The 12,797-nt window shown below is 70.0% G+C and carries 11 protein-coding genes; 3 read left to right on the forward strand and 8 right to left on the reverse strand.

What is annotated here, in order from left to right:
- Positions 1-94: 94 nt before the first annotated feature.
- The 3 genes from VMT65_RS15195 to VMT65_RS15205 form a co-directional block, all read right to left on the reverse strand.
- A complete protein-coding gene (locus VMT65_RS15195) occupies positions 95-1,051 on the reverse strand; it encodes a cytochrome c oxidase assembly protein (RefSeq protein WP_442790254.1) in 957 nt (318 codons plus the stop codon).
- 114 nt (positions 1,052-1,165) lie between these two features.
- Positions 1,166-2,851, reverse strand: coding sequence for a metallophosphoesterase (locus VMT65_RS15200; protein WP_326308843.1), 1,686 nt, complete (start codon positions 2,849-2,851; stop codon positions 1,166-1,168).
- A gap of 113 nt (positions 2,852-2,964) precedes the next feature.
- Positions 2,965-3,666: a TetR-like C-terminal domain-containing protein gene (locus VMT65_RS15205; protein ID WP_326308844.1), complete on the reverse strand. Its 702-nt coding sequence runs from the start codon at positions 3,664-3,666 to the stop codon at positions 2,965-2,967.
- Between the two features lie 95 nt (positions 3,667-3,761).
- Between VMT65_RS15205 and VMT65_RS15210 the strand changes: the two genes are divergently transcribed.
- On the forward strand, positions 3,762-5,969 hold the full coding sequence (locus VMT65_RS15210; protein WP_326308845.1) for an MMPL family transporter: 2,208 nt from the start codon (positions 3,762-3,764) through the stop codon (positions 5,967-5,969).
- On the opposite strand, the gene VMT65_RS15215 is transcribed toward VMT65_RS15210, so the two are convergent.
- The 4 genes from VMT65_RS15215 to VMT65_RS15230 all read right to left on the reverse strand — a co-directional run bounded on the left by VMT65_RS15215 (position 5,890) and on the right by VMT65_RS15230 (position 10,519).
- Positions 5,890-6,534, reverse strand: coding sequence for a DedA family protein (locus VMT65_RS15215; RefSeq protein ID WP_326308846.1), 645 nt, complete (start codon positions 6,532-6,534; stop codon positions 5,890-5,892). The two genes, VMT65_RS15210 and VMT65_RS15215, sit on opposite strands and share 80 nt — an antisense overlap.
- A 29-nt stretch (positions 6,535-6,563) precedes the next feature.
- The gene (locus VMT65_RS15220; RefSeq protein ID WP_326308847.1) at positions 6,564-7,925 is read right to left on the reverse strand and encodes a hypothetical protein; all 1,362 of its coding nucleotides are present in this window, start codon (positions 7,923-7,925) and stop codon (positions 6,564-6,566) included.
- Between the two features lie 82 nt (positions 7,926-8,007).
- A complete protein-coding gene (locus VMT65_RS15225; RefSeq protein ID WP_326308848.1) occupies positions 8,008-9,615 on the reverse strand; it encodes an amidohydrolase in 1,608 nt (535 codons plus the stop codon).
- A 70-nt stretch (positions 9,616-9,685) separates the two neighbouring features.
- Positions 9,686-10,519: an alpha/beta fold hydrolase gene (locus tag VMT65_RS15230; RefSeq protein WP_326308849.1), complete on the reverse strand. Its 834-nt coding sequence runs from the start codon at positions 10,517-10,519 to the stop codon at positions 9,686-9,688.
- A gap of 131 nt (positions 10,520-10,650) precedes the next feature.
- On the opposite strand from VMT65_RS15230, the gene VMT65_RS15235 reads away from it, so the two are divergent.
- Positions 10,651-10,986, forward strand: coding sequence for a YciI family protein (locus VMT65_RS15235; protein ID WP_326308850.1), 336 nt, complete (start codon positions 10,651-10,653; stop codon positions 10,984-10,986).
- Positions 10,983-12,218, forward strand: coding sequence for an RNA polymerase sigma factor (locus VMT65_RS15240; protein WP_326308851.1), 1,236 nt, complete (start codon positions 10,983-10,985; stop codon positions 12,216-12,218). Before VMT65_RS15235 ends, VMT65_RS15240 begins: the two co-directional genes overlap by 4 nt.
- Here VMT65_RS15240 and VMT65_RS15245 read toward each other — a convergent pair.
- The gene (locus VMT65_RS15245; RefSeq protein ID WP_326308852.1) at positions 12,190-12,723 is read right to left on the reverse strand and encodes a helix-turn-helix domain-containing protein; all 534 of its coding nucleotides are present in this window, start codon (positions 12,721-12,723) and stop codon (positions 12,190-12,192) included. The two genes, VMT65_RS15240 and VMT65_RS15245, sit on opposite strands and share 29 nt — an antisense overlap.
- Between the last annotated feature and the right edge of the window lie 74 nt (positions 12,724-12,797).

The raw sequence follows: 12,797 nt of genomic DNA on the forward strand, positions 1-12,797 counted from the left end.
ATTAAGAATCAGCTGAGAAATAGCTACAAATGTCCTTTCATAGCAAGACTCACTAACTGCCACAGTCGTGAGCCAGGCCACAATCGGACTCGGTTCAGCGCCGGAAGCGGTCCCTGAGCTGTGGATCGTTCTCCCACCACAGTCCGGTCGAGACCGGCTCGTCGTCCTCCTCGACCGGAGCCGCCGTGCGCGACACCGTCTTCCGCCGGGCCCGTCGCTCCTCGGCGGCGTCGAGTTCGGCGTCCATCTCGCTCGCCTTGCGCTTCTCGTCCGCGGCGAACGCGCGCATGACGACCAGCGAGTAGATGAGCCCGAGCAGATCGCCGAGCAGCCAGAGGATGCCCGCGCCGATGGTCTGATCCAGACGCGCGTCCGGTCCCCACGTGCGCCCCAGCGAGGAGTAGTAGCCGGTGGCGATGAGCGGACCCAGCCACAGCACGATGCCGAGAATGCCGTCGGCGAGCGATTCGGCGATGGTGATGAGCAGCGACAGGCCCTGGGTGAAGTGCTTGGGCACCGGGTCGATCTGCAGCCGCGAGTAGAAGTACAGGAACCCGATGGCCACCACCAGAATCCGGGTGACCGCGTCCACTCCCCCGTGCCGCAGCACCGCCTCGTACCAGGGCGAGAGGAACAGCGCCCAGGGCAGCAGCAGGATCAGCATGGAGGCCGTGGCCGGATGGGTGAGCAGCCGGGCCACGCTCCCGGAAAGCATGGCGTCCAGTCGCTTCCGGCCCGGCGGACCCAGCGCCGCGCGCAGCACGGTGAGCGGACCGCCCGCGGCGAGCGCGAACGGCACCAGGTAGAGCAGCAGGAGCACCTGCAGGGCGCGCACCCAGAACAGGGTGTCGGAGTAGACGCCGATCATGCCGAGCCCGCAGTACAGCCACACGCCGAGCCCGCCGAGCAGGAAGGTGACCAGGCGTCCGGTCGAAAGCCGTTCGCCGCGTTGGCGTCCCTTGGCGAAGCAGTAGCCGTATGCCAGCCCGAGCAGGGCGACGACCAGCACGGTCGAGGTGTCCCACCGCCACGCGCTCACCAAACCGCTCATGTGCAGCGGTGTTTCGATCCCAACCACGGCGTCAAGTATGCGCCGCGCCGCACGGGCCGCTCATCCGGCCACCAGGACGCGGCGCAACCGGTCATCGTGACGCGGCGCATCCGCCTAGCGCGAGACCAGGCGACGGTAGGTGACCTTGTCGAATTCGCGCCCGAATTCGTCGACGGCGACCACGTCCATCTCGCTGGAGAACACGCCCGGCCGCACATCCACGCGAATGAACGAGTACCGACTGAACCGCACCCGCGACCACGCGGCGGCCTCCTTGCCCTCCTTGCCGTCCGCGCCCCACAGGGTGCTCTCGGGCACGAAGGTGTCGGGCTTCTCGTTGCCGCGGTAGGTGTCGCCCGCCGCGAAGGTGCCGTGGGCCGCGCCGCCGCCACCGACCACGTAGTAGACGGTGCCGTCGGTGTCCGGGTAGACGATCGAGTTGTCGGGCGCGGCCTTGGTGGGCTGCCCGCCGCGCAGCGGATCGGTGCGCTCGAAATTGTGGTTGTGGCCCTGCAGCACCAGATCGACCCGGTATTTGTCGAACAGGTCGGCCCAGGCTCCGCGCACGCCGCCGTCGCTGGCCCCGCCGATGCCGGTGGCGTAGGCGCATTCGTGGAAGAAGCAGACGATGAAGTCGATGTCCGGGTTCGACCGGTAGGCGGCGAGCGTGGATTCCACCCAGCTGTTCTGCGCCCCACCGGAATACCCGAGGTTGGCGCGCACCTGCCAGCTCACCTCGTTGGCGTCCAGCGACAGCACCGCCACATTGCCGTAGGTGAAGGAGTACACCGAGGGGCAGCCCGCGGGCCCGTTGTCGGGGAAGTCCATGCGCGCGGTGAGCCCGCCGTACCCGTGGTTGCCGTAGACGGCTTCCATATCGTGGTTGCCGGTGGCGAACATCCAGGGGACGTGTCCCGCACTGGATTCGATGGCCTGCAGGTAGGTGTCCCACACGAACGGGTTGTAGGCGTCGATGTCCTCGCGGTCGGCCTTGCCATTGGGCACGAACCAGTCCGGGCCGCCGCCGTGCGAGGTGTCGGCGTAGCAGATGTCGCCGGCGAGAATGTGGAATTCCGGGTTGCTGGCGACGATTTGGCGCTGGATGTTCTCGGCATTGCGGGAACTCGGGGCGTCGCCCTCGCCGTATTTGTTGCGGTAGGCCCCGGCGGGCATGCCGGTGGGCTGCGCGGGGGTGTCGTCGATGCCCTGATCGCCCATCATGGTGAACCGGAACGGCAGCAGCGCCGCACGGGAACTGGGCATGGCGGTATTGGCCGAGAGCACATCGCCGAGGTAGCCGTCGGCGGTGCGCCAGCGGTAGAAGTGCGGCATGCGGCCGGGCAGGCCGTCCACGGGCGCGTGCACGTAGAACTGTTCGGCCGACAGCACGCCCCCGTCGGTGCGCGGGAGCTGGGTGACCAGGTTGCGTACCTCGGCCTCGAGCGTGCCGCCCAGCGCGGGGGTCGGCCCGTGATCGAGAAACACCTTGGTGGCGCCGGGATTTCGCGAGAGCTGGGCCGAGAAGCGCAGCTGGCTGGCGGCATCGGTGCCGTAGCCGACGCGGCGGCCGCCGACGGTCAGCGGCGCGTCCTCGGCATAGGCGACGCCGCGTCCGCCGAAGGCCGCGCCGAGTCCGGCCGCCATGGCCGCGGCGGTGCTGCCGCGCAGGAAGTTCCGGCGGCTGACCCGATGTCGTCGCAGGTACGACCGATGCCACTCGTACTGCTCGTCCATGGTCAGTTGCGCGGTCAGGCGCGCGGGAATGCCCGTGCGCGGCACCGAGCCGGGAGGATTCAACATCCAGGACACCTTGTCACCGTGAGTCTGTTAGCGACGACATCAAAACGCCGCCAGCTTACGGACGCGCGACATGCCGGTGAACACGGGGCGATTCGTGGGGAGTGTCGCCGGATTCAGGCGGGCAGAGCGATATTCGGGTCGGTCGAGCGGTACGGCTCGGCGTCAGGTCCGGTGGCGAAACCGCGCAGCACGGTGGCGATGGCGTGCTGGATGGCGGCCTCGCGGTCGGCGGCCTCGGCGTCGACCAGTGGGCCGTCCACGAGGAGGGTGGCCAGTCCGTGGATGGCCGCCCAGGCGGTGAACTCCGCGCCCGGACGCTGCCGCGGATCCATGTAGCCGACCGCGACCAGGGCGTCGAGCCCGACGCCGATGAGCTGGAAGATGGGGTCTTCGAAGACGTCCTTGTCCAGATGGGCGTCGATATCGCTGCCGCAGAACGCGGTTCGGAACAGGCCGCGCTCACGGACGGCGTATTCGATGTAGGCGCGCCCGGCGGTGGCCAGCCGGGCGATCGCGGTGGTGGTCGGATCACCCTGGTCCGCAACACCGTTCATGGAGGTGGCGAGCGCCTCGAACAGGGCCGCCTCGGCCTGTTCGTGGACCGCGGCGAGCAGCTCCTCGTGCCCGCTGAAGTGCCGGTAGGCGGCGGTGGCGGTGACGCCCACCGCGCGGGCCGCGGCGCGGACGGTGACCGCGGCCGGGCCGCCGATCTCGGCGAGCTGCGCGGAGGCCCGCACGAGCGCATTGCGCAGGTCCCCGTGGTGATAGGGGGCCTCGCGCGCCGGTTTGGCGGCTGTCTCGTCGGTGACGTCCACAACATTGATGTTGACACCTGTACAGATTCCCGGGCAAGTTAACACCCATAAAGTTCACACCCGTAAACATCGCTCTCGTCCGGGAGGAATCACCCATGAGCGCACTACTCGGGCGGATCGGCGACTTCGCCTTCCGACGCCGGGGCCTGGTCGTCTCGATCTGGGCCCTGGTGCTGATCGCCGTGATCGCCGCGGCGGCCCTCGCGGGCGGCCGACTCGACGACCGCTTCACCGTGCCGGGGGCCGAATCCCAGCACGCCCTCGACACGCTGTCCGAGACCGCGCCCGAGACCGCGGGCGCGACCGCGCAGGTCGTCTTCACCGCGCCCGAAGGGCACCTCATCACCGAAGCGCCCTATCGCGCGGCCATCGCGCACACCCTCGAGGTGGCCGGGACCGCGCCGGGCGCGATCGGGGTGACGACACCGCAGCAGGCGGGGACGGTGTCGCCGGATCAGCGCACCGCCGTGGGCGTGGTGCACTTCGACGGGGATCGCTCGAAGGTCACAGCCGCGGCGCGCGAGGCGGTGGAGAACTCCGGCGACTCGGCACGCGCTGCGGGACTGGAGGTTTCGGTCGGCGGTTCCGCGTTCGGGGCCGGCGAGATGCATCCGGGCATGACCGAGATCCTCGGTCTCGCGGTGGCGGTGCTGGTGCTGCTGATCACCTTCGGTTCGCTGCTGGCGGCCGGAATGCCTTTGCTGTCGGCGGTTTTCGGCGTCGCGGTGACGGTCGGCGGGTTGCTCGCCGCATCCTCGGTGGTGTCGGTGTCCTCGACGGCATTGACGCTGGCGCTCATGCTGGGGCTGGCGGTCGGGATCGACTACGCGCTGTTCATTCTGTCGCGGCATCGCTCGCAACTGGCGGCGGGATTGTCGCCTCGGGAATCGGTGGTGCGGGCAAACCAGACCGCGGGCGGCGCAGTGGTTTTCGCCGGTACGACCGTGATCATCGCGCTGGCCGCGCTGAGCGTGATCGGCATTCCGTTCCTGACCGTCATGGGCCTGGCCGCGTCGGGCGCGGTGCTGGTCGCCGTGGCGGTGGCGCTGACGCTGCTGCCCGCATTGGCCGGATTCGCCGGTGGCCGTTTGGCTCCCAGGCCCGGGTCGCGGGCGCATCGCCGGGCCACGGCCTCCGGGACGGACAGCATGGGCGCGCGATGGGCGCGGCTGGTCACCGCGCGGCCCTGGGTCACCGTGGCCGCCGTGGCCGGGTCACTGATCCTGCTCGCGCTGCCCGTCGGGTCGATGCGAACAGCATTGCCCGACAACGGTTCCGCCGCCGTGAACTCCACTCAGCGTCAGGCCTACGACACGATCGCCGACAAGTTCGGCCCGGGATTCAACGGCCCACTGGTGGTGGTCGTCGACGCGCCGCAGGGTGATACGACCGCGGCCGCGCGCGTCGCGAACGAGGTGGGCAAGCTCGCGAACGTCGCCTATGTCGCGCCGCCGCAGCCGACCCAGCGGGCCGGCCAGTCGCTGGTCCTGGTGGTCCCGAAGACCGCACCCGAGTCCCAGCAGACCGCCGATCTCGTGCACGCCATTCGCGGTCAGGTACCCGACACGGTGCCCACCACCACGATCGCGGTCACCGGTGACACCGCCGTCACCATCGATGTGTCGCAACGGCTTTCCGCGTCGCTGCTGCCGTTCCTGGCCATTGTCGTGGGCATGAGTCTGGTGCTGTTGATCGTGGTCTTCCGGTCGATCGCCGTGCCGGTGAAGGCGACGGTCACGTTCCTGCTGTCGGTCGCGGCGGCGCTGGGCACCACCGTGGCGGTGTTCCAATGGGGTTGGGCCGCGGACCTGTTCGGGGTCTCACGCGTGGGTCCGGTGGTGAGCGTGCTGCCGATCATCCTGGTCGGTGTGCTGTTCGGCCTGGCCATGGACTACGAGGTGTTCCTGGTGTCCGGCATTCGCGAGGAGTGGCTGCGCGAGGGTGACGCGCCGCGGTCGATCGTCGCGGGCACCCGCCACAATGCCCGGGTGGTGACGGCGGCGGCGACCATCATGGTGGTGGTCTTCGCGTCGTTCGTGCCCACCGACGACGCCCTGGTCAAGCCGATCGCCTTCGCGCTCGCGGTGGGAGTCCTGGTGGACGCCTTCGCCGTTCGCCTCACCCTGGTGCCCGCGGTGCTGGCGCTGCTCGGCCGGGCCGCGTGGTGGCTGCCGCGCCGTCTCGACCGGGTGCTGCCCACGATCGATATCGAGGGCGAGGAGGTCACTCCGCCTCGTGCGCCGCTTCGTACTCCGCCTCGAACGCCTTCTCGCGACGCCGTTCCCGCAGCTTCCACACGATGAGCGCGAGCACGACGATGACCGCGACACCGATGGCCATATCGCGGCCGACGGCCTTGGCCACCCGCTCGTAGGACTGCCCGGCCACATAGCCGAGCACCACGAACGTTGTGCCCCAGACGATTCCGCCCGCCGCGTTGAAGATCAGGAAGCGGCGGTAGGGCATGCGGGAGGTGCCCGCGAGGGCGGGCATCATGGCGCGGAAGAAGGCGGTGAACCGGCCCAGGAACACCGCCCAGCCGCCGCGCCGGGCCAGATAGTCCTGGGCCTTGTCGAGGCGGCCGCGGTGCCGGTCCAGCATTTTGGCCTGCAGTAGTCGGGGTCCCACGTGTTTGCCGACCTCGTACCCCACGCTGTCACCGATGATGGCGGCCGCCACCACGAGCACGATCATCACCCCGAGCACCACGTGCCCCTGGCTGGCGGCCACGCCGCCCAGCACCGCCGCGGTCTCACCGGGGATCACGAATCCGACGAAGATGGCGTCCTCGGCGAACACCAGCAGCGTGACGACCAGGTACACCCAGATCGGGGCGATATCCAGGATCCGGTGCAGCAGCGAGTTCATGTCCGCCACCGTACCCAGGCGGGGCCGGGTCAGCCCTCGGGATCGCTGTCGGGGCGTCGCCGCAGTAGCCACCACAGGCCCACGGCGCAGCCCGTGGCGAGGGCGGTGGCCATCCAGCCGGGTGCGAAGGAGGTGAAATCGCTCAGGGTGCAGGGTTTTCCGGAGTCGGTGAGCAGGCAGTGGCCGCGGCGGGCGAAATCGCGCAGGGCCAGGACCGGGGAGGGCACGTAGATCAGGGCGATGCCGAGCACGCGGGTGGAACCGTAGCGCGGGGTGACCGCGCCGAAGCCGTATCCGGCCAGCAGGCACAGCAGCACGTGCCCGAGCCCGGTGAGCACGGCGGCGTGCCCGGCCGCCACCACCAGCACCGAGTACGCCGCCAGGCCGATGATGCCGACGGCCGCGACCCGCACCCCGGGCCAGCGGGTTCCGGCCAGCAGCCCGATTCCGAGCAGTAGCAGCAGGATCGGCAGCGACCAGGCCGGAATGTCGGTCGCCAGAATCGAACTGCCCGCACCGGCCAGGGCCACCGCCAGCAGTACCTGGGTGCCGTCGCGGTCGGGCAGCAGCAGCGCGGCGAGCACCGCCGCGGCGATGGCGGCCGCCGTGGTGGCCGCGATGGCGGGCAGACTGTCGCCGTGCCGGGCCAGCACGCCCGAGCACAGCAGGCTCACCCCGATCACGAGCCCGCCCGCGATGATCGGCACGATCGGCAGCTGAATCGAATACGGTTCGGCCGGTTGGGCGCCCGGCTCGCGCAGGAATCGCAGCCCGATCAGCAGCAGGGCGACGGTGATGAGCCATAGCGGCGGATTGTCGAGGGCGGGCCAGTTCTGCGGGAAGTGCTGATCGACGCCCGTGGCGCGGATCTCCGGTGCGAACTCGTCGCCCATGACCCCGCTGATCGCGCCCAGCAGCCACGCCAAAACCGTCCAGGAGTACCGGGATTCGATGCGCGAGCGCGACAGCACCGCCGCACCCGAGCCGCCCAGGATCAGGCCACCGGCAATGGTGTCCAGGAAGTTCAGGGTCGCCAGCGAGGTGCCCAGCACGGCGTGCCGACCCAGCAGATGGTTGATGAACAGCAGCACGGCGCCGCCCAGCGCCACACCCCAGCGCAGACTCTGCCCGCCCAGCGCGGTCGCCAGCACGGCGGCCACCACGGCGATCAGCGCACCCGCCGCAATCGCTTGCGGGAGACTGAAAACGAGCAGATTCAGATGCAGGGCCGAACTCCGCGAGGTCCAGGCGAAGTCGATCGGCACCATGAGCGAGAGGCCCGCGATCAGCGCGGCCACAAACGCGGTGAGCGTCTCCACCGCCTCCCGGCTCCACCGGATCGTCACGGGAACCCGGCGGGTCGCGATCGGCATACGGGTCGCGATCGGCATAGTCGCTGGTCTGCACCCATGGCGTCACATTAGCAATCAGTTAGCTATCAATACGGGACGTGACCGCTAGCTCGCGGGCGGGTCAGGGGCGACCGTGTACCACCCGACCGCCCAGGACGGTGTGGGTGGGGTTCAGGCCGTGCAGTCGGTCGGGGGTGGCGACGGTGGGATCGACGTCCCAGAGCGTCAGATCCGCCAGGCGGCCGGGGGTGAGCAGACCGCGCACGTCGGATTCGCCCAGCAGGGCAACGGCATTGGTGGTGTGCAGGGCGATGGCCTCGGCGGCGGTGATGGCGTGTTCGGGGCCGCGCACGCCGGTCACGGTCTCGCGGGTGACCATGCCCCAGACCGAGCGCATCGCCCCGTACGCGCCGACCGGATAGTCGGAGCCGCCGGTGACCAGCGCGCCCGCGTCGAGCCAACCGCGCGCCGGGAACAGGCGATTCACCCGTTCGGGACCCCAGTAGGTGTCTTCGATCCGCGCGATGTCGTGCAGCAGCGGCTGCTGAATGGTGACCGGGATGCCCAGCTCGACCGCGCGGGTCCGCAGTTGCGCGTCGGCCAGGCCGCCGTGTTCCATGACCAGCGCACCGGCGGGCAGGCCGGGATGCCGGGCCTGAAGTTCGGCGTAGATGTCGAGCAGCTGCTCGACGGCGCGATCGCCGTAGGCGTGGGTGCCGATGCGCCAGCCGCGCCGCAGCACGTGGTCCATGGCCTCGGTCAAAACCTTTGGCTCCCAGGTCAGGTAGCCGTGGAAGCCGTGGTCGCAGGCGTACGGTTCGCGGGTGGCCCCGGCCTCGATGCCGCCGTCGAGGCCGAACTTCACACCCCACACGCGCAGCCACGGGCCGGGGAGGTAGCGCCATTCCTCGAGGCGGTCGAGCAGGTCGTCGACGGCGTCGACGGTGCGCAATCCCAAGGCGGAGGCCATGACTCGCACCCGCACCCGCAGGGCGTCGGCCGCCAGGGCGGCGCGCAGCACGGGCAGGTCGCTCACCGGGACCATGGCGTCGCGGACCGTGCCGATGCCCTTGGCCGCGTAATCCTGTGTGGCGGTGCGGAATCCGTCGATGCGCTGGGTCAGGGTGGCCTCGGGCAGCAGGCGCGCGACGAGGGGGATCGCATTGTCCTGCAGCCAGCCGTTCAGGGTGCCGTCGGCGTCGCGCCCGATGTGGCCACCGGCGGGGACCGGCGTCTGGGCGGTGATGCCCGCCAATTCCAGAGCGGCGCTGTTGACCACGATATTGTGGCCGCCGCGCATGACCAGGACGGGATGCTTGTCGGTGGCCGAATCCAGTTCCCGTGCCGTGGGAAACCGTCGCTCGGGCAGGTTGATCTCCTGCCAGTTGGCGGTGGTGCGGATCCACTGTCCGGGCGGGGTCCGTTGGGCGCGTTCGCGAATCAGCTCCAGCAACTCCGGGAGATCGCGGGCGGTGTGGACGGGCACGTCGTGGGCGCTGTTGGCGGCGATCATGAGGTGGGTGTGGGTGTCGTCGAAGGCCGGGAGCACGGTGGCGTCGGGGCGGTCGATCACCACCGTGTCGCCGGAGGCCCAGGCGTCGAGCCCGTTCCGGTCCGGCGACACGGCCGCGATGCGATCCCCGCGCACCGCGAGCGCCCGCTGCGGGGGCTGGCCCGGCACCAGCGTGTGGATGGCTCCCGCCCGAATCAGCAGATCCGCCTTCGACATGCGATCACTCCTCACCGAATTCCTTACTCACAGTAACCATGGCGTGGATTCGGGTGTCGGAGGGCGGAAGTCAACGATTTCGGTGCCGGTCCTCGGAGAGGAAGGCGTCGAGGACCTTGGCGGTGGCCTCGGCGGGGATGCCGTGGTCGGCTCCCCCGGGCACGTCGACGTAGCGGGCGTGGGCCAGGTGCGACGGGAGCGCCTCGGCGGCGGTCCGGACGCCGGGCCAGGATTCGGGGCTGCTGATCACCAGGGTTTCGAGGTCCAGGCGGGCCATGTCCGGGGTGGGGACATTGGGCGGGCGGCAGATGGCCGCGTCGTAGACCACCGTCTGCGCGATGGCCTCGAGCTGCGGCCAGATCGGCGACCGCTTGGCCTGGGCGATCAATTCCGCGGGGAGCCCGATGCCTTCGAGCTGCATGAGCTCCACGGCCGCGCCGCGTTCACCGCGGGCGATCAGTTCGGCCAGGCGTTCGGGGAGGCGTTGCGGGAGGTGGCCGGACAGGCCCGCGAGCGCGAAGGGCGGTTCGTAGAGGGCGAGTCGGGTGATGTGCGAGCCCGCCACGGCGGCCCGGAGGGCCAGGATGCCGCCGGAGGAGAAGCCGAAAACCGCTGCGCTGCCGCCGATATCGGCGATCACGGCGTCGAGGTCCTCGATCTCGCGGCGAATGTCGTAGGTGATCGCCGCGGTCGGGCCGATGGCGTCGGTGCTCTCGCCGCGACCGCGGCGGTCGGGGCGGATGACGGTGTAGCGGTCCTGGAGTTGCTCGGCCAGGGGCGCGCAGGTGGTGCTGTCGTTGAAGGCGCCGGGCAGGAACACGATGGCCGGGCCGGTACCGGCGCGGTGGTAGGCGATGACGGTGCCATCGGCGGATTTCACGGTGCTGATGTCTGCGGTGGGCATGTCGGGTCTCCATCGATCGGGTGCTGACACCGGAACGACGAACGGGAATCCCGGCGATGGACAGCGGAGATCGGCATAGTGATGTCCATCCCCGTCCCGCTCGTTCGTCGTGGGGGTGAAAGGAGACGACCATGCGATATCTCTTGCTGATCAGCGCCGACGAATCCCGGATCGACGACGAGGTGTCCGAGGACGGGATACGCGAGTTCCGGGCCTGGATGGACGACCTGCTGGCCCGCGGCGTGCTCACCGCCCACGAGGGCCTGCATCCCAGCCACACCGCCACCACGGTCCGGGTGCGCGGCGACGAGGTGCTGCTCACCGACGGGCCGTTCCTCGAGGCCAAGGATCAGATCGGCGGATTCGCGCTGATCGAGGTCGAGGATCTCGACGCGGCCATCGAGATCGCGGCCCGGCATCCGGCGTGCCGGTTCGGACAGGTCGAGATCCGCCCGGTCCGCACGTGACCGAGGTCGACGACGCCATCACCGCCGCCTTCCATACCGAGTGGGGGCGGCTGGTGGCCACCCTCATCGGCGGGCTGGGCGATTGGGATCTGGCCGAGGAGTGCGCGCAGGAGGCGTTCACGCTGGCCGCGCGCACCTGGCCGCGCGACGGCGTTCCGGAGCGGCCGGGCGCGTGGCTGCTCACCGCCGCCCGCCGCCGCGCCCTGGACCGGCTGCGCCGCGAGCGGGTCGGGGCCGAGAAGCTGCGGGCGCTGGCACCGCTGGAGAGTCCGGGAGAGTCCGTGGGCGACAACACCATTCCCGACGACCGGCTGCGGCTCATCTTCACCTGCTGCCATCCGGCGCTGGCCTTCGAGGCCCAGGTGGCGCTGGCGCTGCGCACGCTGACCGGGCTCACGACCGCCGAAATCGCCCGCGCCTTCGGCGTTCCCGAACCGACCATGGCCAAGCGGCTGGTGCGGGCCAAGCAGAAGATCCGCGACGCCGGGATTCCGTACCGGGTGCCGCCCGCGCATCTGCTGCCCGAACGCACGCGCGCGGTGCTCGGGGTGATCTATCTGCTGTTCAACGAGGGCTATCTGGCCAGTGCCGGGCCGCGGTTGCAGCGGGCCGATCTGGCGGCCGAGGCGCAGCGGCTGGCGGCGCTGGTGGTGGAACTGATGCCGGACGATCCGGAGGCGGGCGGTTTGAATGCGCTTGTGCTGCTGCAACAGTCGCGGGCCCGTACGCGTGCCGATGCCGACGGTGCGCTGATTCCCCTCGAGGAGCAGGATCGCACCCGCTGGGATCGCGAGCTGATCGCGGTGGGGATGGCCGAGCTGCGCCGCACCGCGCGCCGGGAACGGTTGGGGCCGTATCAGTTACAGGCCATGATCGTGGCCTGCCACGTCGCGGCGGAGACGCCGGAGCAGACCGACTGGGCGGCCATCGTCTCGCTCTACGATGCCCTGTTCGCCCAAGTGCCCTCCCCCACCGTGGCATTGAATCGAGCCATCGCCGTGGCCATGCGCTCCGGCCCCGAGGTCGGGCTGAAACTCTTGGACGAGTTGCCCGCCCCCGGTCCCGACCAGGCGCACGCGCTCGCCGCCACCCGCGCCGACCTGCTTCGTCGCCTCGGCCGAAACGATGCCGCCGCACGGGAGTACCGGATCGCGCTCGACCTCACGGCCAATGACGCCGAGCGCGCCTACCTGACCCGCCGCCTCAGCGAGGTCGCTCGATCGGAAAAATGATGGGGCTCAACAGATATTGGTCGCGGCCCGGTTCGGCCTGATTGGCCAGTCGCGGCGCGATCACCGCGCGCAGTTCCGCGATCATCTGCTCGAGTTCGGCGCGGTTCAGCCACAGCGCGTGCTGGCGAAAACCCACGAGATCGGCTGCCGGATCGGCCTTCTCGCCGTCGAGATAGCCGTTGAACTCCGCCATCAGCACGGCCATGGCGACCGCGAAAACGGAGCGGTAGGCGTCGGCGGGCAGCTCGGCCGCGGCCTCGGCAGGAATGGACGCCTTGTCCTGGCGCAGCCGGTAGAGCCGTTCCACCGCGCCGCGCACGCGCCGCTCCTCGGCCACCTCCAGCACGCCCGCGGCGGTGAGGGTGTCGACGTGGCGGTACACCGTCGCCTTCGAGGTGTCGGGCAGCCGGGCGCACAGTTCACCCGTGGTCAGGGTCCGGTCGCCGCGCAGGGCGTGAACGATGCGGAGGCGGGCCGGATTCGCCAGCAGCTCGAAGGTTTCCACTACCAAACCTTCTCACATACTGCTACCTTTCTCAATTGTAAGAATGATTGCACTGATTAAGAAAGGTTGGGGGC

This window comes from Nocardia sp. CDC153 (assembly GCF_035818515.1).
Lineage (GTDB): Bacteria > Actinomycetota > Actinomycetes > Mycobacteriales > Mycobacteriaceae > Nocardia.